This window comes from Streptomyces tirandamycinicus (assembly GCF_003097515.1).
Classification (GTDB): Bacteria; Actinomycetota; Actinomycetes; order Streptomycetales; family Streptomycetaceae; genus Streptomyces; species Streptomyces tirandamycinicus.
In genome coordinates this window covers 3,103,787-3,124,443 of sequence record NZ_CP029188.1, presented here as the reverse complement: position 1 = coordinate 3,124,443, position 20,657 = coordinate 3,103,787, and the positions used below count along the sequence as shown (strand labels likewise).

Here is a 20,657-nt window from a genome sequence, read left to right as displayed (position 1 = left end):
TGCCGCCCTCGGCCTTTGTGCATCCGGCCGCCTGGGTACGGGTCCGGTCCGGTCGGGTCCCGGTGCCGCCCTCAGGCCGGTCCCAGACGCAGCGTGAACCACGTCGTCTTGCCGTCGTCCGACGGCCGCACGCCCCAGCCGCCCGCCAGTGTCTCGACGAGGAGCAGTCCCCGCCCCGACTCGTCGTCGGCGGAGACCTGGCGGAGCCGGGGCGGATGGTGGCTGTGGTCGCTCACCTCGACGGTGAGCTCGGTGCTGTTGCGCCGCATCTGCAGGCGCACCGGACCCTGCCCGTGCCGGACGGCGTTGGTGACCACTTCGGACACCAGCAGCCCGGCGTCGTCGGCGACCTGGGAGCAGTCCCAGTCGGCCAGGGACTCGGCGAGGAACGCCCGTGCCCTGGACACCGACGACGGTGCGGCCGGCAGCACCGTCGTCGCCGTGGCCAGCGGGGCCGCCGGCAACTGGGCCAGAAGCAGCGTCACATCGTCGTGGTGGTGCTCAGTGGCGGGCAGGACCGACGCCAGCACGTCGTCCACCACCGTCTCCAGGTCGTGCGCCGAGGCGAACGCGAGGTCGAGTGCGTCGATGAGCGCGTCGAGCTGCTCCTCGATGTCTCCCGCCGGCGTCTCTATCAGGCCGTCGGTGAAGAGGATCAGGCTCGACCCGGGAGCGACGGCCACCGTCGCCTCCTGGTGCAGATGGTCCCCCACGCCCAGGGGCACGCTGACCGGTGCCTCCAGGGACCGTACGCGCTCGCCGGGCTCCGCGACGAGAGCCGGCAGATGCCCGGCCGAGCAGACGGTCACCTCGCCCGCGTCCGGCGCCACGACCAGATAGCAGCAGGTCACCAGCTGGTCCGGACCGTCGAGTTCGGCGACGATCGAGTCGAGCGCGTGCATCAACTCCCGTGGCCTCATACCGGTCTTGGCGAGGGCGTGCGCCGCGGACCGCAGCTGCCCCATGATGGCGGCCGCCTCCAGGCCGCGGCCCATGACATCGCCGATGAGGATGCCCACCCGCCCGGCGCCCAGCGGTACGAGGTCGAACCAGTCGCCGCCGACGCCCGCGCCCTGGGTGGCGGGCAGATAGCGGCTGGCGGTCTCCAGCCCGGGCACGGCCGGCGGGGTGCCCATCAGACTGCGCTGCAGGGTCAGCGCGACGTGCCGCTGCTGCTCGTACAGGGCCTGGAACCGCTCCTCGGCGGCCTTCCGTTCGCTGACGTCGCGTACGGCGGCGGAGACGAGGAGCCCGTCGGTGGTTTCGAGAGGGCTGAGGCTGATCTCGACGGGGAACTCGGTGCCGTCCTTGCGGAGGCCGTGGAGTTCGAGCCCGGCGCCCATGGGGCGGACCTGGCGGTTGTGGGTGTAGCCGTCGCGGTGCGCGGCGTGGTGGTGCCGGAAGCGGCCGGGGACGAGGATCTCGACGGGACGGCCGAGGAGTTCTTCGCGCCGGTAGCCGAACAGGGCTTCCGTCTGGGCGTTGACGAGGCGGATCGTTCCGCCGTCGTCGACGATGACCATGGCGTCCGGCGCGGCTTCCAGCAGCCCCCGGAACCGTTCCTCTGCGGAACCGGCGGGGGCCCCCGCGCGCGGGCTCGTGCGGCAGCGACAGGGCCCGGCGGTGCCGGTGTCCGGATCGGACTCCGATGAGACCGCCGTGGTGATGCCTTTCATGCTTGCCTCCCGGACGGATTCTGCCCCTTGCCGTGACCGCGGCAGCGGTATCCGGACATCTCACCGCAATGCCTCACGGCATACCCGGGAGAGTCTGATTCTGACCGGCGATGGCGCTTGCGCGGTGGGAAACGAAACCGCCCGCTCGGAGTCCGGGCGGGGCGGCCCGGACGTCATATGACGAGGGCCCCGTGCGGCCGGTCCGGTATCGGCTTCGCCCGCGGCACGAGGTCCCCGACGAGCACCACCGTCAGGTGCCACTCCGTTCGTTCGACCGGGCAGCGGCGCGGGCCTCGGCGGCGTGGGCGCGTACCGAGGACGGCGGCAGCGCGGCGGGGCGGGCCGGTGGAGCGGGCTCGCCCCGGCAGGCGGCGCAGTCACCGCCCCGCAGGGCCTCGGCGCGCGCGGGTGCGCCGCACTTGCCGCATTCCAGTACCCGGAGGAGCGGGGGCACCGGTCGCCGCTCGGGAGGGAGTTTCGTGGTCAGGCGGGTCCGGGCGAGCGCCGCCGGGTGATGCACCGGAACCGGGAGACCGGAGGTCAGAGCGCGCATCAGCTGCGTCTCGTCGGCGCCGCGGGCGAACCACTCCTCGACCAGCGGGGCGAGTTGCGCGCATTCGGCGGCGGACAGCGACATCACCGGAGCCTCGCGCCCGAGAGCCGCGAGCAGGATCACCGCCCGGGAACGGGTCGGCCGCCGGGGCCCCTCCTCGGGGACGTCACCGCGCCGGTACGCCGCCCATCACGTGTCGTCCCTGGGTGCACGCGACCACCACGTCCGGGTGATCCCACGCGGGCTCCCGGATCCGGCCGAGTGCTCGCGGCCGCGTCGCAGATGGCCCGACTCCTGGATGCGGTTGAGGGCGGTCCGCAGGGCGCACTGCCCGTACGGCAGCACCTTGGCCAGCGTCTTCACCGAGATGTCGGCTCCGTCCGCGAGCCGGTCGATGTACGCGGCGATGGCACCCTCGCGCGGCGGAAGGTGCGCGAAGTCCGCCGCGGTGCGGGGAGGTTGGCCCGATGTCGTGCGTTTGCCGTAGCCGGGGCGGGCCATCGGGTGCGGAGCCGCGTGCGCGGGCATGGGCGGGGCACTAAACTGGCTGTCAGCCATCGTGATCGACCTTACCGATCCTGGTGGTCAGGCCCCCGCTGGTGTTGGCGCACCTGCCGGGGGCTGTTCGTTTTCGCGACACGCTAAGGGGTCGTGACCCTCCGTGCAAATGCGTCGCGCAAGGTCAACTCGCGGGGAGGGTGGGTGGGTTGGGGCCCCTCACCATTCATTGTTGACAGCGCTCGGAGCCCGAGGCTCAAGCCCCGGGCTCCGTGGGTGAGTTGCTCAGCGCGGTGCGTCACCGGTCTGCCGGCGGCCAGTCTGTGATGCGTCAGCGGTCTGGTTGTGGCCCGTCAGCGGTGCGTCAGCGGCCCGTCTGCGGTGCGTCGCTGACGCCGTCCACGAACGCCGACCAGGCGGCGGTCCGGAACACGAGCTTCGGGCCGTCGGGGTTCTTCGAGTCGCGCACGGGGACGGCACCGGGGCGGTCCGCGGCGGCATCGAGGCAGTCGCCGCCGCCGGCCCCGCTGCGGGCGGACTTGCTCGATGTGGCCACCTCGAGGCAGTTCCCGCCCTCGCCGCCGCTGTAGCTGGACTTGCGCCAGACGGCGTCACCCGGGTCGTACTCAGGGCTGCTGATCTTCATGGGTGTACTCCTCCGCCACCGACTCGACCAGGGACAGGGAATCGCCGGGAGACAGCGCGCCCGCCACGACCAGGTCGTAGGCGAGTGTGTACCGGGCGACGGTGGGCGGGTCGTCCTCCAAGTGCCCCATGCTCATCACCTCCAGGTACGCCAGTGGAGGGGCGTCCACGAAGGACATCAGCCTCAGGGCGCCGTTCAGGGAGGCGTGCGCTCCCGCACTGAACGGCATCACCTGGACGAGCACCCGGTTCCGCCGGGCCAGCGCCCGGATGTGCCCCAGGGCCTCCGCCATCACCGCCGCGTTCCCGACACGGCGGCGCAGCACCGCCTCGTCGAGGACGGTCCACACCATGGGTGTCGCCGGATCGTCGAGGAGGCGCGCCCGCTCCAGCCGTGCCTCGACCAGTTCGTCGATGACGGCCTCCGTGGCGGTCGGCCGGTACGCGCGGAACACCGCCCGTGCGTACGCCTCCGTCTGCAGCAGCCCCGGAATCAGCACCGGCGCGTACTCCCGGATCGTGGTCGCGACCGCTTCCGCCTCGGCGGCCTCGGCGAAGTGCTCCGGGTGCTTGGACTTGTTGGCGGCGATGCAGTTCCGCTCGAAGAAGCCGTTGGTGCCGAGTATCTCGTCGATCCTGCGTGCGACATCCGGCTGCATCCGCCGTGTGCCCGACTCCAGTTGGCCGATGAACGACGCGCTCACGAAGAGCGGCTCGCCGAGCTCTCGCCGGCTGAGGCCGGCGTTCTCACGGGCGTGGCGCAGCTCCGCGCCGAGCAGGGCCCTGGGCGACGTCGACGGGTCCAGATCCTTCGGTCCAGGCAAAGTCAACTCCATGTCCAACAAGTGGGGTTGTCGGGCCTTCGACTCTGGTCAGGCTAGCGTTCCATCGCCACGCTGTGTAGAGAACGCACATACTGAGAGTGGGAATTAGGTGGTCACGGCATGTCGCCGGAGCGGCCCTATGCCCCCGAGGAGGACCCGACCCGGCCGCGCGACGAACTCGTCACGCAGCCGGGTGATCCCGCCGTCCGCCGCCGGCCGAGCTTGTCCAGGACGCGGTCGCGGAGCAGCTCGTACTCCTGGCGGAGCCTGTGCGGTTCGGTCACGGGAGGACGCGGAATCACGACCCCTCCGGTGACGATCTCCTCCGGCCCGAACTGCTCGCGGGTGAGATCGACCTCGATGCCCCGGCCCAGACGGTTCCACCAGTGGTAGTCCACCCGCTCTCCACCGACGTGGACCTCTCCGCGGATCAGCTCGCCTCCCAGCAGGTCATTGAGCACCAGGGCGGTCACTCCGCACTGGTCCCGGGCCGGATTGTCCTCGGTCCAGCGCGACCGGGACTCGGGCGTGCACGTCTCGGCACTCCAACTGTCGCGAACGGCCCGCTCGATGTCGGTGAGAAGCAACGGTGTCATGCCGGCGATCCTGTCAGGAGGCACTGACAACGGGCCGGACGCCGGTGGGGCAGGGCAGCCGGCCGCCGCCCTCGGCGCCGACGGCGTCTCCCGGCTGCCGTGGTCCCCGACTGCCTCCCCGCCAACTCCTGTCGACGCCTTCAACCGTTGGCCTGCTCCTGCGCTTGCGCCTGCGCCTTCACCTGTTGACGTGCGCCTGCGCCTTCACCCGTTGGCCTGCTCCTGCGCCTGCTCCTGCTCCTGCTCCTGTGCCTGTTCGCGGGTCCGCGGAAGCTCGCGCTCGCGGCGCATCGGGCTCAAGGCGAGGACCAGCCAGCTGAGTGCGACCGCACTCGTCATGATCCACATTGCCGGCCGGTACCCGACCGTCTCCCCGAGCACCCCGCCGAGCAGGGATCCGACCGGGATGGTGCTGTGGTTGATCATCATGGCCGTCGCCACGACCCGGCCGAGCATGTACGGCGGGCAGTAGGTCTGCCGGAAGCTGCCGATCACGACATTGGCCACGGAGACGCCGATGCCGACGAGAAGCGCTCCCGTCGCGAACAGCAGCAACCCCGGCCCGATGGTGGTCATCGGCAGGAGCAGCGCGAACGGTGCGGTGGCGGCCTGCAGAAGAAGCAGACCGCGCCCCGTGCCGAACCGCCGGCCGACCCTGGTGGCCAGCGAAGCGCCCACCACGGGACGGTGAGTCGGCGACGGCCGGCGAGCCGAACGCGGCTCGGTGAGTGGGCTCGGCAGAGGAGGCTGCCCGCGCAGGGCCGCGATAAAGTTGCCGGCGCCGGAAACACGACGCAGAACCAGGACGCCGGGAGGTGAGACCCATTACCGCTGCCGCAGGACCGGGTGCTCGCCTCCGTGCCGGCGAAGGTGCGTGAGGGAGCCCCGTTTCGGACCTTCCGAAAGGCTTCCCCCTTGTCGTTCTCCTTCGATCGTTCCTCTCCTTCCCCCTTCTCTTCTTCCTCCTCTCCTGCTTCTCCTGCTTCGACTGCTGCTCTTGCCTCTGCTGCCTCTGCTTCCTCTTGTCTTCCAGCCGTCGCCGGCAGGCTGCGGGAAGCGGGCTGTGTCTTCGCCGAGGACGAGGCCGAACTGCTGCTCTCCGCCGCCCGCACGCCTGCCGAGCTCACCGCCATGGTGGAACGGCGGGCCTGCGGCCATCCTCTGGAACACGTCGTCGGCTGGGCGGAGTTCTGCGGTCTGCGGATCGCCGTGGAGCCGGGGGTGTTCGTCCCCCGGCGCCGAACCGAGTTCCTTGTGCGCCGGGCGGCGAGCACCCGGCCGGACGCCGGTGTGGTCGTCGACCTGTGCTGCGGTTCGGGCGCCGTCGGGGCGGCGCTGGCGGCCGCGCTGCCGGGCACGGGGGTCGAGTTGTACGCCTCTGACGTCGAGCCCGTCGCGGTCAGGTGTGCCCGGCGCAATCTGCCACGAGGCGCACGCGTCCTCGAGGGCGATCTGTTCGAGCCGCTGCCGGGCGGGCTGCGTGGGCGGGTCGACATCCTCGCCGCGAACGTGCCGTACGTACCGACCGAGGAGGTCGGGCTGCTGCCGGCCGAGGCCCGGGTGCATGAACCGCTCGTCGCGCTCGACGGCGGCACGGACGGCCTCGATGTGCTGCGGCGGGTGACGGCGAAGGCGGGGGGATGGCTGGCGCCCGGCGGGATCCTGCTGTTCGAGACCAGTGAGCACCAGGCCCCGGACGCGCTGGCCGCGGTCGCGGACGGTGGACTGGTGCCGGGGGCGGACAGGTGCGACGAGCGGTACGCGACCGTCGTCGTGGGGACGAAGCCGGCCGGCTGACGGGACGCGGTGCGGGGCGGTGCGGGGGAGCGCGGGGGAGCCCGCGGTGACGGACGCCTGCCGTGCCCGAGGAAGGAGGGTGGATCCCGCGGTCACTCGTGGACGGGTGCCGTGGTCGAGGGGCGGCCGGGTCCGTGGTGGGGCGGCAGGCCGTCTCCGGAGGTGCCCTTACGCGCGGCCCGTGCACCGGCGTACGCGGAGGCCGCGGCGGCAGCCGTTCGCTTCTCATGACCGTCTCATCGGGGCCTTAACCCGCCCTCACACCGCCTTCGTAGCTTTCGCGCCATGTTCCTCACCTACCTCAGGCGCGAGCTGCGCCGTCGCAGGAAGGCGGCGCTCGTCGTCGCCTCGGGGCTCGCCCTCGGAATCGCCCTGGTCATCGTCGTGAACGCGGTCTCCGCGGGAATGAACCGCGCCCAGGGCCGGGTGCTGGAGTCGCTGTACGGGCTCGGCACCGACATGACCGTCACCAAGGCCGCCACGCCGCCGGAGGAGGGCGGGACCGCGCAGCGGCCGCGGTTCCGGTTCGACGCCGGGGACGGTGACGACGCCCGGCAGAGCCAGGACATCGTCATGGTCCAGGGGTTCGAGACGCTCGCCGCGTCGACGGCCGCGCGGGTCGGCGAGCAGGACGGGGTGGCCGACGCGGTCGGCGGCCTCAACGTACGCGTCATGAAGGTCGACGGGCAGTTCGAGCGGGGGCGGTTCGAGCAGGAGCCGGGCGACGCCCGGCGCGGCGGTCCGGCGGGCGCGGTCCGCGGCGGCGGGGCGGACTTCGACGTCGACTCGTACACCGTCTACGGCACCGACGTGACCCGTCAGGAGCTCGGACCGCTGACCTCCTCGAAGATCACGTCGGGGCGTACGTTCACGGTGGGCGAGACCGCCGCGGACGTCGCCGTCGTCGACAGCGCGTACGCCCAGGAGAAGGAGCTGAAGGTCGGCTCGACGCTGACCATCTCCGGCTCCACGTTCACCGTCGTCGGCATCGCCACGGCCGACAGCGGGGACGCGGCCGCCGACGTCTATCTGCCGCTCGCCCGGGCGCAGACCCTGGCCGACGCCAAGGACAAGATCACCACCGTCTATGTGCAGGCGGCCGACTCGCAGCGGATCGCGAGCGTCAAGGAGACGATCCAGAAGAACATCTCCGGGACGACGGTGACCACGTCCGCCGATCTCGCCCAGACGGTCTCCGGCTCCCTGTCCACCGCCTCCGACCTGGCGGCGGGCGTCGGCAGGTGGCTGTCCATCGTCGTGCTGGTGGCGGCGTTCCTGGTGGCGGGGCTGCTGACGTCGTCCGCGGTGAGCAGGCGGGTACGCGAGTTCGGCACCCTCAAGGCACTGGGCTGGAAGAGTCGCCGGGTCACCGGGCAGGTGGCGGGCGAGGCGCTCGTCAACGGCCTGATCGGCGGGGCGCTGGGCATCGGGATCGGGCTCGCGGGCGCATGGGCGATCACCGCCTTCAGCCCCACGCTCACCGCACAGTTGGGCGGCGGCGGGGGAGGCGCCGGCGGCGGCCGGATGCTCGGCGCGGGCCCCGGCGACGCGGGCGGACCCCTGAGGGGCGGCGCTTCCAGGACCCTCGACATCGCGCTCGGCGCGCCGGTGTCCCTCACCACGATCGGACTCGCGGTCGCGCTGGCGGTCGCGGGCGGCCTGATCGCCGGCGGATTCGGCGGCTGGCGCGCCTCGCGGCTGCGGCCCGCGGACGCGCTGCGGCGCGTCGAGTAGCGCCACTCGTACACCACCGGCGAACGCCACGACGCACAACAGGAGTTGAATCACGATGTACGAACTCACCGGCGTCACCAAGCGCTATCGACGCGGCAAGGACACCGTGCAGGCCCTCGACGGGGTCGATCTGGCCATTCCCGACGGCGGACGGCTGGTCATCCAGGGCCCCACGGGCGGCGGGAAGTCGACGCTGCTGCAGATGCTCGGGGGGCTGGACCGGCCGAGCGAGGGAACGGTGGTGCTGGACGGGGTCGATCTCGCGACGCTGCCCGAGGCCCGGTTGACCCGGGTGCGAGCCGAGAAGATCGGCTTCGTCTTCCAGGGCTTCAACCTGGTGCCGACGCTCACGGCGCAGGAGAACGTGGAGACCGCGCTCGTACCCCTCGGCCTGAAGGCGGCCGAACGCCGCGAGCGGGCCGGTGAGGCGCTGGTGGCGGTCGGGCTCGGGGAGCGGCGGGGCCACCTGCCGGGCGAGCTGTCCGGCGGTCAGCAGCAGCGGGTCGCCATCGCGCGGGCGCTGGTGAAGCGACCGGCGGTGCTGTTGGCGGACGAACCGACCGGCAACCTGGACGAGTCCATGCGCGACGAGATCATGGAGCTCTTGGAGGGGCTGTGGGCGGAGAACGGACTGACGTTCGTGATGGTCACCCATGACTCGGTCCTGGCGCGGCGGGCGCCGAGGGTGGCGACGATCAGCGGGGGGCGGGTGACGATCCGGGAACAGGCGGTGGGCGCGGCCTCGTACTCAAGCCGTAGGGAGTGATCTTCATGGCTGAAGGGCTGTGACAGCGCCCACCCGCCCACGTACAGCCAGTCTCCGTATGGTTGGCCGAATGAGCAGGGACATACGCATGTGTTTCATAGGCGACTCCTTCGTCCAGGGGATCGGCGACCCGGACTACCGGGGATGGGTCGGCCGGGTGCTCGCGGCCACCCGTGACGACATCACAGCCTTCAACCTCGGCATCAGGCGCAATACCTCCGAGGACGTCATGCGCCGCTGCTGGCACGAGGTCGGGCCTCGGACTCTGCCCGAGGCCGACAATCGGCTGGTCATCTCCTTCGGCAGCAACGACACCGTCGAAGAGGGCGGCAGGGTCCGCGTCGCCCCGGATCGCTGCCTGGACAATCTGGCCTTGATCCTCGAGGGATGCCGGCGTCGGACGGTTGCGCCGCTGGTAGTGGGCCCGCCACCGGTCATCGGCGCAGGTGTGGCGCAGGTGCGGCGGACTTCGAGACTCGCCGACGAGATGGCCGCGCTCTGTCGATCCCGTGACGTCCCGTTCATCGGCACGACCCGGGAGCTGGCCGTCGACCCCGTCTGGACTCGGGAGGCCATGGCCGGCGACGGCGCGCACCCCGGAAGCGGCGGCTATGAGAGGCTGGCGAATCTCATACGCGTGGATCAATGGCACGAATGGGTCAGCGACCCGCGCCCCTGAGTGGCCTCAGCCGTTGCCGTCGCCCTGTGTCACATTCGCTGCCGGATGACTCACCGCCAACTGGTCGCGGGTGGGTAGTCAGAACCATCAGAACTGGCCACCCCCAGGGCTGCCTGGCGGCGGTAGCGGCTGTGGCGGGCGCGCGGTGCCCGCTGGCAGGCGACGTTTGTGCCCCCGGCCACCGCGAGAGGGCGCGGGTCGGGACAACGGTTGCACGGGGAAGGGCAACGGCCGCCGGATGTCGGGTCAGAGGCGGAGGGCCTCGCGGAGATGACCGCGGGCGCGCTTGAGGAGGTCCGCTGCCGTACCGGCGTCGACGTCGGCGAGAAGCATCAGGATCGCCGTCTTCACCTCGCCGTCCGCCGCCCTCAGGGCACTCTCGACGGCCTCGTCCGGAGCGTCGGTCGCCAGCGACACGATCCGGCGGGCCCGGGCGCGGAGCTTCTCGTTCGAGGCGCGTACGTCGACCATCAGGTTCCCGTACGTCTTGCCCAGACGGATCATCGTGATGGTCGAGATCATGTTGAGGACCAGCTTCTGGGCCGTGCCCGCCTTCAACCGGGTGGAGCCGGTGAGGAGTTCGGGGCCGACGACCACCTCGATGCCGTGCTCGGCGGCCGCGGCCAGGGCGCTGCCGGCGTTGCAGGAGAGGCCGACGGTGAGGGCGCCGGCCGTACGGGCGTGCTCGACGGCACCGATCGCATAGGGGGTTCGGCCCGAGGCGGAGATGCCGACCACCGTGTCCAGCGCCGTCAGGCCGAGACCGTCCAGGTCGGCGGCGGCCAGCTCTCTGGAGTCCTCCGCGCCCTCGACCGCCTCGACCATCGCCGGCGGACCGCCCGCGATCAGGCCGACGACCTCGTCCGGGCCGGTGTTGAACGTCGGCGGGCACTCGCTCGCGTCCAGGACGCCGAGCCGGCCCGCCGTACCCGCGCCCGCGTAGACCAGCCGCCCCCTGCGGGCCATGCGTTCGGCGATCGCGTCGATCGCGGCGGCGATAGCGGTGAGCTGTGCGGCCACGGCGTCGGGGACGGTCCGGTCCTCGCCGTTCATGAGGCGGGCGATCTCGGCGGTCGGGAGCCGGTCGATGCCGGCCAGCTCGGGGCGGAACGCCTCGGTCGTGAGGTTCTCCAACTGCGCGCGCAGTTCGGCCGGTCCGGGAGTGGAGGTCATGGGGGCGGCTCTCTCGGGTGGTTCAGCGGGTGCGGGTCCGGGGGCTGTGGCGGTGCGCGAGGGCCTCGTACGAAGCGGCGAGGGCCGGCGCGGCCGTCTCGTAGGTGCGCTGCATCACGCCGATGAACAGGCAGTCGACGACCAGGAGCTGGCCGGTCCGCGAGGACATGGCGGCCGGGCGCAGGTCGGTCTCGCGTGCCGTCGAGGTCGTCAGCACATGGTCGGCGTACTGGGACACCGGTCCGTCCGGCCGGCCGGTGATCGCGACGGTCGTCGCGCCGTGGTCGAACGCGGCGCGCAGCGGTTCGACGATGTCGCCGGTCGAGCCCGAGTGGCTGATCGCCACGGCCGCGTCGCCGGAGCGGAGCTGGACGGCGTTGGTGACGGCGAGATGGGGGTCGCTGTGCGCGTGTGCGACCAGCCCGATGCGCAGGAGCTTCTGGGCGAGGTCCTGGGCGACCAGGCCGGACGCCCCCACGCCGTAGATGTCGATGCGGCGCGCGGTGGCGAGGGCCGTGACGGCGGCGCCGAGCTGGACGGTGTCCAGACCCGCGGCGGTGTCCGCGAGGGTCTGCTGCTCGTCGTACGCGAGTTTGGTGACGACGTCGGCTATCGGGTCGTCCACCGTGATGTCCGCGGCGACCGCCGGGGGGCGGCCCGACTGCTGCTGCGCGGCGAGCCCGGCGAGTGCCAGACGCAGATCGCGGTAGCCGGGGTAGCCGAGGAGCCGCGCGGTCCGGACGACGGTGGCCTCGCTGGTGCCGGTGAGCTCGGCGAGGCCGGTGACCGTGAGGGCCGCGCAGCCGGCCGGGTCGCCGGCGACGGCTTCGGCGACCCGCTGCATGGAGCTCGATGACGGGTTAAGGAGCGCACCTTCGAGGCGAAGCGCGGGGTGCGGCCGTGCTCGCCCCGCCGGTGCCGGTGCCCGCTGCGTCGGTGCCGTCGGTCCCGGGCGTGGCCGCCCCCGAGGCGCCGGGCCGGGAGCGCCGGCCGGCCGGAGCCCGGCCCCCGGAGCGCCGGGCCGGGGTGGCCGCCGGATCCCCCAGCGCTGAAAGAATCCTTCAGGTACTTGGTCACATGTGAAAGATATTTTCGTCGCGGGTGGGCGGTCAACCCCCCTTTGTCCCGTGGACGAGGGCGGGGCGCTGCCGCGCTCCCGTGGACGAGGGCTCGCTCCGAAGGGTTCGCGGGGAAGAGTTCGCGGGGAAGGGGGCGCGGGGACGGGGACGCCGCGGGGCGGGACGCCGTACGGAGCTCGTCGCGCTCTGCGGCTGCCCGGGCCGTACGAAGGGCCCGCTCCGGACCCCACGAAGGGCCCGCACCGGCTTGGGTTCTAACGGTCCTCGCAACACCCGCGATCTGTGGGAGTTGCGAGGACCGTGGTCGTTGAGCGGGCTGATCTTGCGGGGGTGAGGGAGCGTTTCCTTGCGCGGCTGGACGTCGTGGGGAGCGTGACCGTGGTGGCGCGTGAGCTGGGGGTGAACCGGAACACCGCCTTCGGCTGGGCACGGCAGACCGGCCGGTGTTCGGTGCGCCTGCCACGGCGGCATCCGCGGCGGGACGAGTACGAGCGGCTGCGGGCCGAGGGCGTCGCGCAGTCCGTGGCGGCGAGGCGCGTCGGTGTGAACGAGCGCACGGCCCGGGACTGGGACCAGGGCGTCAAGAAGACCGCAACGACAAGGACCTATGCCGACGGCCGCCGTGTCGACTACGCGGCGGGGACCGTCACGATGGGCGGCGTGACCGCACCATCGGTGGGCCTGGCGGCCCTGGACAAGCAACTCCACCCCAGGTTCCTGACGCTCGCCGAACGCGAGCAGATCCGTGATCTGCGCGCGGCGGGTCAGTCACTGCGGGCGATCGGGCGTGCTCTGGGACGGCCGGCGAGCACGGTCAAGCGGGAGATCGACACCAACTCCGGCAGCGGGGGCTACCAGCCCTACGCGGCCCACCGGGCGGCGGCAGCGCGCAGGCCCCGGCCCAAGGAGCGCAAGCTGCTGCGCGAGGGACGGCTGCGCCGCTTCGTCCAGGACCACCTGCGCAGGCGGTGGTCACCGCAGCAGATCTGCCACGCTCTACGCAGGGAACATCCCGACGACGAGAGCATGCGGGTGAGCGTGGAAACGATCTACCAGGCGCTGTACTTCCAGGCCCGCGGCGGCCTGAAACGGGAAGTGCAGACAGCCATCCGCTCCGGCCGGACCCGCCGCAAACCACGCCGGGATCCCCAGCGGCGCACGCCGCGGTTCACCGACCCGATGATCATGATCAGCGACCGCCCCGCCGCCGTCGAGGACCGGGCCGTGCCCGGGCACTGGGAAGGCGACCTGATCATCGGCGCAGGCGGGCGCTCCGCTATCGCCACCCTGGTCGAACGCAGCACCCGTTACACCATGCTGGTCCACCTGCCGGGCGGAGCCCACGACGCCGAGACCGTCCGCGACGGCCTCGTCACCACGATCCAGACCCTGCCCGCCCACCTGCGCGGCTCCCTCACCTGGGACCAGGGCAGCGAGATGGCACGCCACAAGCAGTTCACCATGGCCACCGGCATGCCCGTCTACTTCTGCGACCCGGCCTCGCCCTGGCAACGCGGCTCGAACGAGAACACGAACGGGCTGCTGCGGCAGTACTTCCCCAAGGGCACCGACCTGAGCGTCCACAGTCCCGAAGACCTCGAACACGTCGCTCAGGAACTCAACGGCCGCCCACGCAAGACGCTCGGCTGGGATACCCCAGCCGAGCGACTACGTGATCTACTCACCACCTGAAACCAAGCGGTGTTGCGACGACCCCTTGAACCCAAGCGGACCCCACGAAGGGCCCGCTCCGGACCCCACGAAGGGCCCGCACCGGGCCGTACGAATGGGGCCGCACAGGGCCGTCGAAGGGCCCGCACCCGAAGGGGTGACAATGACCGTATGGACGTCGACCCACTCGAGCAGGCGCTGCACGCCGCCCGCGCCCTCGTCCTCGCGGACCTCACCGCCCGTGACGTGGCGGACGCCGAGGTCGTCTCCCTCGTCGAGGAGGCGGTCCGGGAGCGCCGCTGGTGGGTCGAGCAGTGGCCGGAGGGCGTGGAGTACGTGGCCGGGCTGATCGCCCAGGACGTGCAGGACGCCCTGCTGGAACGGTACGGGCGCTGGCCGCTGTGCCCGGTCTGCACCTCGGGGGAACCGCACGCGCTCGACGTGGAGCCCGAGTTGGGCCCGGACCCGCACTGGGTGTGCGGCAAGGCGGGGGTCGTGGTCGCGCCCGTCGGCGGGCTGCGGTGACCCTCTACATCGACCCGCCGACCTGGCCGGGGCACGGGATGCTCTGGTCCCACCTGGTCAGCGACGTGTCGTTCGAGGAGCTGCACACCTTCGCCAGGTCGATCGGCTGCCCCACGCGCGCCTTCGAGCGCGACCACTACGACGTGCCCGCGCACCGTTACGCGGACGCCGTGCGCGGCGGCGCGGTGGAGATCGGATCGAAGGAACTGGTCCGGCGGCTCACCGAGGCGGGACTGCGGCGGCGGAAGCACGGCGGCGGGCCGGTAGGCCGCTAGGCCGGTAATAGGCGGTAGGGGGCGGCGCGGTAGGGCGGTGGGCAGTAGGGCGAGACGGCGAGACGGCGAGAGGGCCCTCCCGCAGGTGAGGGAGGGCCGCCTCGCACCCGCGGAGGCGCCGGGCGGGACGGACGCCGGACTGCCCGTCCCGTTGCGTCAGGTCGTGCCGCAGCGCTCCGCGCCCGCGTCGCGGCTCGCCGCCGACGAGACGACCACGCGGCTGCTCCCGGGCGCCGCGTCCGCCCCGAGGCGCTCGAACCGCAGGGCCAGGGCGACGAGCGCGAGGGCGCCGGTGGTCATCGCCGCGCCCGCCCATGCCGTGGCGGCGAAGCCGAGGCCCGCATCGATGACCGTGCCGCCGAGCCAGGGCCCGCTGGTGTTGCCGAGGTTGAACGCGGCGGTGGTCGTCGCGGCGGCCAGTGTGGGGGCGGCGCCCGCGACGTTGAACATCCGGGCGTTCAGGGCGGGGGCCGTGAAGAACGACGCCACGCCGATGAGGAACGACAGGACCACCGCAGCCGCCGGCGACTCGGCGGTCAGGGCGAGAACGGCCAGCAGCACGGTGGAGGCGGTGATGCCTCCGAGCATCACGCCGAAGAGGTGCGCGTCGGCGATGCGGCCGCCGATCGTCGTGCCGAGCAGGGCGCCGATGCCGAAGAGGCCGAGGACGGTGGGCACCCAGCCGCTGCCGAGCCCGGCGACATCGGTGAGCAGCGGCGCCAGGTAGGAGAACACGCAGAAGACGCCGCCCGCCGACAGTGCGGTGACCGCGACGGCGAGCCAGACCTGACGGTCGCGGTAGATGGTGAGCTCGCGGCGGAGCCGCGGCTTCTCCTCGGGTACCGGGATGGGCGGGATCCTGGTCAGCACCCCGGCCAGGGCCACCGCCGACGCCGCGCCGACCGCCCAGAACGCCGAGCGCCAGCCGAAGTGCTCGCCCAGGAACGCACCGGCCGGCACGCCCAGGACGTTGGCGATCGACAGCCCGCCGATCATCACGGCCATCGCGCGGGCGCGCGAGCCGAAGGGCACCATCGCCATGGCCACCGCCGCGCCGACCGCCCAGAACCCGGCACAGGCGAGGGCGCTGACCACCCGGGACACGAAGAGGACCTCGTACGTCGGCGCCAGCGCCCCGGCGACCTGGCCCAGCCCGAAGACGGTGATCAGGGTGACGAGCGTGGCGCGGCGCGGAAGCCGCAGTGTCGCCACGGCGAGCAGCGGCGCGCCGACGACCATCCCGATGGCGAACGCGGAGATCAGCAGCCCCGCCTGGGGGATCGAGACGCCCATGTCGTCAGCGATGGGCGGCAGTAGCCCGGACAGCATGAACTCGCTGGTGCCGAGAGCGAAGACCGAGAGGCCGAGGATGTAGACGGCCAGCGGCATACGGGAGCGGGAGGGCGCGTCGGCGGGGGCTGCGGGCATGACAGTGCCCAACAGCCGGATGGCGCCTGTCATTCCCGGAGCCGGAACCGTCCGCATGGTCGACGGTGGTGGACGGTGGTGGACGTGACGCGGCGCGGGGACCCTGGTCCCGTCCCGCCGCCTCAGGACTTCCGGAGGCGCTCCAGTTCCCCCGCCATGTTGCGCCGCGCGGGCTCCTCCCACCGCCGCTGCCCGTACGGTGTGCGGAACAGTCCGGGCAGGCCGAGGAGACGGCGCAGGACCTCGGTCCGGCCCGCGCGGTAGGCGTCGTCCGGGACGAAGCCGTACTCCTCCCGCACGGCTGCGGCGTACCTCTCGTACCCGTCCGGCGGCGAAGCGAGGATCGCCAGGTCGGCGTCGCAGAGGACCATGCCGTTGGCGTCGTCGTCCCCGGCCGCGTGGGTCCGGGTCAGGAGCACCAGCCGGGACACCTCGTCGGTGCGTGCCCGGTCGACGCCCAGTTCGGTCAGGGCGCGCTCGGCGAGACGGGCACTGCGCTCCTCGTTGGTGGAGCGCTCCGGCAGGTACACCGCGTCGTGGAACCAGGCCGCCAGGCGTACGAGGTGGACGTCGTCCGCGTACTCGGCGAGCGTGTCGACCCGGTCCAGGACCGCGACCAGGTGGTCCGTGGTGTGGTACCGCCGTTGCGGCTCGGCCCAGCGCCGGAGCAGTTCGTCGGCGTACCGGTCCGAGCCGGGCGACGAGGCGTCCGGTGCGTGACCGGTGGCCGCGGTCACGGTGGCGGCCCAGCGCCGGCGGAGGTCGTCGTGGGCGGGGTGCTGCGGAAGCGCGGGCATGGGCACATTGTCCAGCCGGACGGAGACCGGACGTCTCCCGGGTGGACCTCCCGACGGTGGCGGTGGCGGTGGTTCCGGTGGTAGCGGTGTTTCCGGCGGGGGTGAGCGTCCTGGCGGTGGCGGTGGCGGTGGCGGTAGCCCGGTGGTGACGATGGTCCCGGTGACAGCGATCGTGGGGCGTCGTGGGGCGTCGTCGGGGGGCGTCGGGCAGTGCGGAGTCGTCGACGGCGGGTTTCGGCGGCCCTCCCGCCCCGTGGCCTCCGGGGCCACCCCGCATCGTCCCGCTCCGGCCGGGCGCCGTCGCCGGGCGTGCTGGCAGAACGGTCGTACGGGGCGATAATGGATAGCGCCTGCGTCTCACCCCATGCGCGGAGGCGGACACCATGAACGCAGCGGTCATAGCCTCGAACGTGCCGACGACGGAGCTGGCGGCCCAGATCCTGGCCGCGATCGGCCCGCTCACCTTCGGGGTCATTCTTATCGTCCTGCTGGGCGGCGCGATGTGGTGGGACGGGCGGCGGCGGGCCCGGTTGCGTGTCCCGAGTCCCGAGGAGCAGCCGAAGCCGGCCGACCACCGGGAGCACATCGAGGAGGTCAGGGAGGCGGACGACGACGCCTTCCCCGACGACGGCAGCCGGCTGCTTCCCTACAACCTGAAGACCCACACGTCGCACACCACGGGCAAGGGGCCCGAGGCCCGGCCGAAGCACGGCAGCCGCAGTGGTGGGGCGTTCGGGAGCGGCAGCCTGGGCGGCTGAGTCCCGCGGTCGCACGGACGGCGCCACAGCGCCACGGCGCCGGTGCGTGTGCGGCACGGTGCGCAGCGGGTGGTCTGCGCCCGGCAGCCGATGTGTGTGCGGAGGTGCGGAACCGGTGTCGGTGCCGGCGCTGGTGTGCCGATAGGGGCCGGGTGCGAGAGAGGCAGGGGGTGCGAGAGGGCCGGCGTGTGTGCCGGGAACCGGTGTGCCCCGGGTCCGGTGTGTGCCGGAACCCGTGTGTGCCGGAGCCGCTGTGTGACCCGGGGTGGGTGCTGGCCGGGCGCGAGCGGGCCAGAGTGAGCGCTGGGTGGGTGCGGGATGGGTGCGGGGTGGGTGCGGGGTGGGTGCGGGGTGGGTGGACGCGGACTAGGCTGACCCCGATATTGGACTAGACCTATTTTGGCGTCTACCGGCGGAGGATGAGCCATGAGCAAGCGTGCACTCCTGGAGGTGATCGCCCTCGACGCGCGGGACGCGGCCGCCGCGCAGGCCGGGGGAGCGGACCGCCTGGAGCTGGTCAGCGACATGGCACGGGACGGGCTCAGCCCGTCCCGGGAGACCTTCGGCCGCGTCCGCGCCGCGGTGGACATCCCGCTGCGGGTGATGCTCCGGCTCGCGGACGGCTTCGGGGCGGGCGACGTCGACACGCTCACCGGGGTCGCGGGTGGACTGCGGGCCGAGGGGGCGGACGAGTTCGTGCTCGGCTTCCTCGACGCGCACGGCGACCCCGACCTCGTGACGGTCGAACGGCTGGTCGCCGAGATCGAGGGCTGCCGGTGGACGTTCCACCGGGCCATCGACCGCGCCGCCGACCGCACGTCCCTGCGCAAGCAGCTCGCCGACCTCCCCGGCCTCGACACGTACCTCACCGCGGGGAGCGCGTCGGGGGTCGACGACGGACTGCCCGTGCTGCTGGCGGAGGCGGCGCGACGTGACGAGCCCGGTTACGAGCCGCGGCTGCTGGTCGGCGGCGGCCTCCGCCTCGATCACCTTCCCGCCCTCCGCGCGGCCGGTCTGGACGCGTTCCACATCGGCGGCGCGGCGCGGCCCGGCGGATGGTCGGCACCGGTGGACGCGGCGGCGGTGCGCGAGTGGCGCGAGGCCGTGGACGGTTAGGGCGCCGGCCCCGGTCGGCCGGCGGCCTCCGCCCGGATCACCCCAGCTGCGGCGGCAGGGGCGACGAGTGCAGCACCGTCAGGCCGGAGACCGCGCGGGTCAGCGCCACGTACAGCCGGCGCAGGCCGGTGCGCTCGTCCGGCTCGGCGGCGACCACGGCCGCGGGGTCGTCGAGCACCACGCGGTCGTACTCGAGCCCCTTCGCGAGGGACACCGGTACCAGGGTGAGCCGGGAGTCCGGGGTGGTCTCCTCCCCGGGGGCGAGGAAGGGGACACCGGCGCCGGTCAGCGCGGCGGCCAGGGCCGGCACCCGTTCGTCGGCGGCGATCAGGCCGGTCGAGCCCTCGTGCCGGAGCGCCGACAGGCACGCGGCGACCACGTCCCCGTCGCCCTGCGAGGGGCGGATCTCCAGAGAGCCGGGGGACTCCCGCACCGACCGGACCTCCGCCAGCCCGGGGGACATGTGGGGCAGCAGCCGGGACGCGTACGCGATCACCTCGCGGGGCACGCGGAAGCCCGCCGTCAGCTCCTCCACCACCGCTTCCGGCTTGCCCAGATGGGTCAGCGCCTCGGCCCAGCTCGCCGTCGCCCACGGGGTGGTGCCCTGCGCCAGGTCGCCGAGGACCGTCGCCGAACCCGTCGTGCATCTGCGCCCCACCGCCCGGTACTGCATCGGCGACAGGTCCTGCGCCTCGTCCAGGACCACATGGCCGAGGGACGGCGTACGCTCGACGAGATCGTTCGCCTCGTCGATCAGCACCGCGTCCGCCGCGGACCAGCGAGCCGAGCGGACCGAGCGCGGCGCGCGGGTCCACAGCACCGCCTGCTGCTCCTCCGCACTCAGCACCCCCTCGGCGTGCTCCGCCAGGAACGCCGGGTCCGACAGCAGGCGCAGCACCAGCTTCGCCGGATCCACCTGCGGCCAGATCGCCTTCACCGCCGCCTTCACCGACGCGCTGCGCGCCACCGCGTCCTGCACCCGGTCGTCGGGCGCCTCACCGGCCTGCTCCATGCGGACGAGCACCGCGTGCGCGATGCGCCGCGGCAGCGCGGCCCGGGCCGCGCCGTAGCGGATGTCGCGGTCCAGCAACTCCCCGACGATGTCCTCCAGTTCGTATGCGGGAACCCGCCACCGCCGGGAGCCGCGGACCACCACCACCGGCTCGGCGGGCGTCGTCACATGCGAACGGATCGCGCGCCGCAGCACCTCCGCCATCCGGGCGTCGCCCTTGACCAGCGCCGCCGGGGGCTCGTCCGCGCCGCGTACCTCGACATGCGCGACGAGATCCGCGACCGTCGCCTGCTTGACCTCCAACTCACCCAGGGCGGGCAGCACTTGCTCGATGTAGTGGAGGAAGGACCGGTTCGGCCCGATGACCAGCGTGCCGGTACGGGCGAGCCGCTCCCGGTGCGCGTACAGCAGGTACGCCACCCGGTGCAGCCCCACGGCGGTCTTCCCGGTACCGGGACCGCCCTGCACGCACACCGTGCCCGTCAGGCCGGACCGTACGATCTCGTCCTGCTCGGGCTGGATCGTGGCCACGATGTCCCGCATCGGGCCCACGCGCGGACGCTCGATCTCGGCCTGGAGCAGCCTGCTGGTCCGGTCCGCCTCGGCCGGGTCGGTCAGGTGCTCGTCCTCGTACGCCGTCAGTTCGCCGCCCGTGTAGCCGAAGCGGCGGCGCAGCCGCACGTCCATCGGATCCTTGCGGGAGGCCCGGTAGAACGGCTGGGAGACCGGCGCCCGCCAGTCGATCACCATGGGGTCGCCGCCGCCGTCGTGCACATGGCGCCGGCCGATGTAGAAGCGCTGCCCCTCCTGCGTGTCGTGCCGGTAGTCCAGCCGTCCGAAGAACAGCGGGGTGTGGGCGAGATCCGCGAGCGACCTGATCCGCTCGCTGATCTGCGACTGCAGGACGGCGGCGTTCACCCAGTTCGCGGTGACGTCGCGGATGTCCAGGGCTTCGACGTCCTCGCGCATCTCGCGCAGGGCGGCGCGCGACGCGGCCAGATGGGCCCGTTCGCGGCCCAGGGGATCGTGCGCCGGTGCTACGGGTGCTTCGGGCG

Annotated in this window: 19 protein-coding genes and 1 pseudogene; 9 read left to right on the top strand and 11 right to left on the bottom strand. The window is 72.7% G+C overall.

Features of this window, described 5'->3' with window-relative positions; translation table 11 throughout:
- Positions 1–71: 71 nt before the first annotated feature.
- The 6 genes and pseudogenes from DDW44_RS13760 to DDW44_RS13735 all read right to left on the bottom strand — a co-directional run bounded on the left by DDW44_RS13760 (position 72) and on the right by DDW44_RS13735 (position 5,470).
- Complete coding sequence (locus tag DDW44_RS13760) at positions 72–1,676, bottom strand: ATP-binding SpoIIE family protein phosphatase (RefSeq protein ID WP_108906626.1); 1,605 nt, start codon at positions 1,674–1,676, stop codon at positions 72–74.
- 250 nt (positions 1,677–1,926) lie between these two features.
- Positions 1,927–2,787, bottom strand: a pseudogene (locus DDW44_RS13755) (hypothetical protein).
- A gap of 304 nt (positions 2,788–3,091) precedes the next feature.
- On the bottom strand, positions 3,092–3,373 hold the full coding sequence (locus DDW44_RS13750) for a DUF397 domain-containing protein (protein WP_108906625.1): 282 nt from the start codon (positions 3,371–3,373) through the stop codon (positions 3,092–3,094).
- Entirely contained in the window at positions 3,354–4,196 is an 843-nt protein-coding gene (locus tag DDW44_RS13745; protein WP_108906624.1) for a helix-turn-helix domain-containing protein, read from the bottom strand. The genes DDW44_RS13750 and DDW44_RS13745 overlap by 20 nt, the downstream gene beginning before the upstream one ends.
- 137 nt (positions 4,197–4,333) lie before the next feature.
- Positions 4,334–4,792: a YunG family protein gene (locus tag DDW44_RS13740; protein ID WP_108906623.1), complete on the bottom strand. Its 459-nt coding sequence runs from the start codon at positions 4,790–4,792 to the stop codon at positions 4,334–4,336.
- A gap of 204 nt (positions 4,793–4,996) precedes the next feature.
- The gene (locus tag DDW44_RS13735) at positions 4,997–5,470 is read right to left on the bottom strand and encodes an MFS transporter (RefSeq protein WP_244224028.1); all 474 of its coding nucleotides are present in this window, start codon (positions 5,468–5,470) and stop codon (positions 4,997–4,999) included.
- Positions 5,471–5,839: 369 nt separating this feature from the next.
- Here DDW44_RS13735 and DDW44_RS13730 point away from each other — a divergent pair, with 369 nt between their 5' ends.
- From DDW44_RS13730 to DDW44_RS13715, 4 genes are all read left to right on the top strand, one after another.
- Positions 5,840–6,589, top strand: a complete 750-nt coding sequence (locus DDW44_RS13730) for a putative protein N(5)-glutamine methyltransferase (protein ID WP_108908828.1) — start codon at positions 5,840–5,842, stop codon at positions 6,587–6,589.
- A 285-nt stretch (positions 6,590–6,874) separates the two neighbouring features.
- Positions 6,875–8,323: an ABC transporter permease gene (locus DDW44_RS13725; RefSeq protein WP_108906622.1), complete on the top strand. Its 1,449-nt coding sequence runs from the start codon at positions 6,875–6,877 to the stop codon at positions 8,321–8,323.
- 55 nt (positions 8,324–8,378) lie between these two features.
- Positions 8,379–9,089 (top strand): ABC transporter ATP-binding protein, encoded by a 711-nt coding sequence (locus tag DDW44_RS13720; RefSeq protein WP_108906621.1) that lies wholly within the window; start codon positions 8,379–8,381, stop codon positions 9,087–9,089.
- A 70-nt stretch (positions 9,090–9,159) separates the two neighbouring features.
- Positions 9,160–9,768 (top strand): GDSL-type esterase/lipase family protein, encoded by a 609-nt coding sequence (locus DDW44_RS13715; RefSeq protein ID WP_108906620.1) that lies wholly within the window; start codon positions 9,160–9,162, stop codon positions 9,766–9,768.
- Positions 9,769–10,014: 246 nt separating this feature from the next.
- On the opposite strand, the gene murQ is transcribed toward DDW44_RS13715, so the two are convergent.
- Both murQ and DDW44_RS13705 read right to left on the bottom strand, forming a co-directional pair.
- Positions 10,015–10,941 carry an N-acetylmuramic acid 6-phosphate etherase gene (murQ, locus tag DDW44_RS13710; protein WP_108906619.1) on the bottom strand — a complete coding sequence of 309 codons (927 nt, stop codon included), beginning with the start codon at positions 10,939–10,941 and terminating at the stop codon, positions 10,015–10,017.
- A gap of 22 nt (positions 10,942–10,963) precedes the next feature.
- Complete coding sequence (locus DDW44_RS13705; RefSeq protein WP_244224027.1) at positions 10,964–11,785, bottom strand: MurR/RpiR family transcriptional regulator; 822 nt, start codon at positions 11,783–11,785, stop codon at positions 10,964–10,966.
- Between the two features lie 730 nt (positions 11,786–12,515).
- On the opposite strand from DDW44_RS13705, the gene DDW44_RS13700 reads away from it, so the two are divergent.
- From DDW44_RS13700 to DDW44_RS13690, 3 genes are all read left to right on the top strand, one after another.
- Positions 12,516–13,712 carry an IS30 family transposase gene (locus DDW44_RS13700; protein ID WP_425275691.1) on the top strand — a complete coding sequence of 399 codons (1,197 nt, stop codon included), beginning with the start codon at positions 12,516–12,518 and terminating at the stop codon, positions 13,710–13,712.
- Between the two features lie 150 nt (positions 13,713–13,862).
- Positions 13,863–14,216, top strand: coding sequence for a hypothetical protein (locus DDW44_RS13695; RefSeq protein WP_108906618.1), 354 nt, complete (start codon positions 13,863–13,865; stop codon positions 14,214–14,216).
- Positions 14,213–14,491, top strand: a complete 279-nt coding sequence (locus DDW44_RS13690) for a DUF4031 domain-containing protein (protein ID WP_018889545.1) — start codon at positions 14,213–14,215, stop codon at positions 14,489–14,491. Before DDW44_RS13695 ends, DDW44_RS13690 begins: the two co-directional genes overlap by 4 nt.
- A 156-nt stretch (positions 14,492–14,647) precedes the next feature.
- On the opposite strand, the gene DDW44_RS13685 is transcribed toward DDW44_RS13690, so the two are convergent.
- Positions 14,648–15,880 carry a Cmx/CmrA family chloramphenicol efflux MFS transporter gene (locus DDW44_RS13685; protein WP_167455576.1) on the bottom strand — a complete coding sequence of 411 codons (1,233 nt, stop codon included), beginning with the start codon at positions 15,878–15,880 and terminating at the stop codon, positions 14,648–14,650.
- A 161-nt stretch (positions 15,881–16,041) separates the two neighbouring features.
- Positions 16,042–16,716 carry an HD domain-containing protein gene (locus tag DDW44_RS13680; RefSeq protein WP_108906616.1) on the bottom strand — a complete coding sequence of 225 codons (675 nt, stop codon included), beginning with the start codon at positions 16,714–16,716 and terminating at the stop codon, positions 16,042–16,044.
- Positions 16,717–17,099: 383 nt separating this feature from the next.
- Between DDW44_RS13680 and DDW44_RS13670 the strand changes: the two genes are divergently transcribed.
- Both DDW44_RS13670 and DDW44_RS13665 read left to right on the top strand, forming a co-directional pair.
- Positions 17,100–17,474, top strand: coding sequence for a DUF6479 family protein (locus DDW44_RS13670; RefSeq protein ID WP_108906614.1), 375 nt, complete (start codon positions 17,100–17,102; stop codon positions 17,472–17,474).
- Between the two features lie 426 nt (positions 17,475–17,900).
- Positions 17,901–18,590 (top strand): copper homeostasis protein CutC, encoded by a 690-nt coding sequence (locus DDW44_RS13665; RefSeq protein WP_017946028.1) that lies wholly within the window; start codon positions 17,901–17,903, stop codon positions 18,588–18,590.
- 37 nt (positions 18,591–18,627) lie between these two features.
- Here DDW44_RS13665 and DDW44_RS13660 read toward each other — a convergent pair whose 3' ends face one another.
- Positions 18,628–20,571, bottom strand: coding sequence for a HelD family protein (locus DDW44_RS13660; RefSeq protein ID WP_244224208.1), 1,944 nt, complete (start codon positions 20,569–20,571; stop codon positions 18,628–18,630).
- Between the last annotated feature and the right edge of the window lie 86 nt (positions 20,572–20,657).

What these genes read in the sequence shown, in the direction of transcription:
- DDW44_RS13680 (WP_108906616.1), bottom strand. Translation starts at nt 16,716, where the DNA reads ATGCCCGCGCTTCCGCAGCACCCCGCCCACGACGACCTCCGCCGGCGC.
- DDW44_RS13715 (WP_108906620.1), top strand. Translation starts at nt 9,160, where the DNA reads ATGAGCAGGGACATACGCATGTGTTTCATAGGCGACTCCTTCGTCCAG.
- murQ (WP_108906619.1), bottom strand. Translation starts at nt 10,941, where the DNA reads ATGACCTCCACTCCCGGACCGGCCGAACTGCGCGCGCAGTTGGAGAAC.
- DDW44_RS13695 (WP_108906618.1), top strand. Translation starts at nt 13,863, where the DNA reads ATGGACGTCGACCCACTCGAGCAGGCGCTGCACGCCGCCCGCGCCCTC.
- DDW44_RS13760 (WP_108906626.1), bottom strand. Translation starts at nt 1,676, where the DNA reads ATGAAAGGCATCACCACGGCGGTCTCATCGGAGTCCGATCCGGACACC.
- DDW44_RS13705 (WP_244224027.1), bottom strand. Translation starts at nt 11,785, where the DNA reads ATGCAGCGGGTCGCCGAAGCCGTCGCCGGCGACCCGGCCGGCTGCGCG.
- DDW44_RS13685 (WP_167455576.1), bottom strand. Translation starts at nt 15,880, where the DNA reads ATGCCGCTGGCCGTCTACATCCTCGGCCTCTCGGTCTTCGCTCTCGGC.
- DDW44_RS13725 (WP_108906622.1), top strand. Translation starts at nt 6,875, where the DNA reads ATGTTCCTCACCTACCTCAGGCGCGAGCTGCGCCGTCGCAGGAAGGCG.
- DDW44_RS13720 (WP_108906621.1), top strand. Translation starts at nt 8,379, where the DNA reads ATGTACGAACTCACCGGCGTCACCAAGCGCTATCGACGCGGCAAGGAC.
- DDW44_RS13665 (WP_017946028.1), top strand. Translation starts at nt 17,901, where the DNA reads ATGAGCAAGCGTGCACTCCTGGAGGTGATCGCCCTCGACGCGCGGGAC.
- DDW44_RS13750 (WP_108906625.1), bottom strand. Translation starts at nt 3,373, where the DNA reads ATGAAGATCAGCAGCCCTGAGTACGACCCGGGTGACGCCGTCTGGCGC.
- DDW44_RS13740 (WP_108906623.1), bottom strand. Translation starts at nt 4,792, where the DNA reads ATGACACCGTTGCTTCTCACCGACATCGAGCGGGCCGTTCGCGACAGT.
- DDW44_RS13670 (WP_108906614.1), top strand. Translation starts at nt 17,100, where the DNA reads ATGAACGCAGCGGTCATAGCCTCGAACGTGCCGACGACGGAGCTGGCG.
- DDW44_RS13660 (WP_244224208.1), bottom strand. Translation starts at nt 20,571, where the DNA reads ATGCGCGAGGACGTCGAAGCCCTGGACATCCGCGACGTCACCGCGAAC.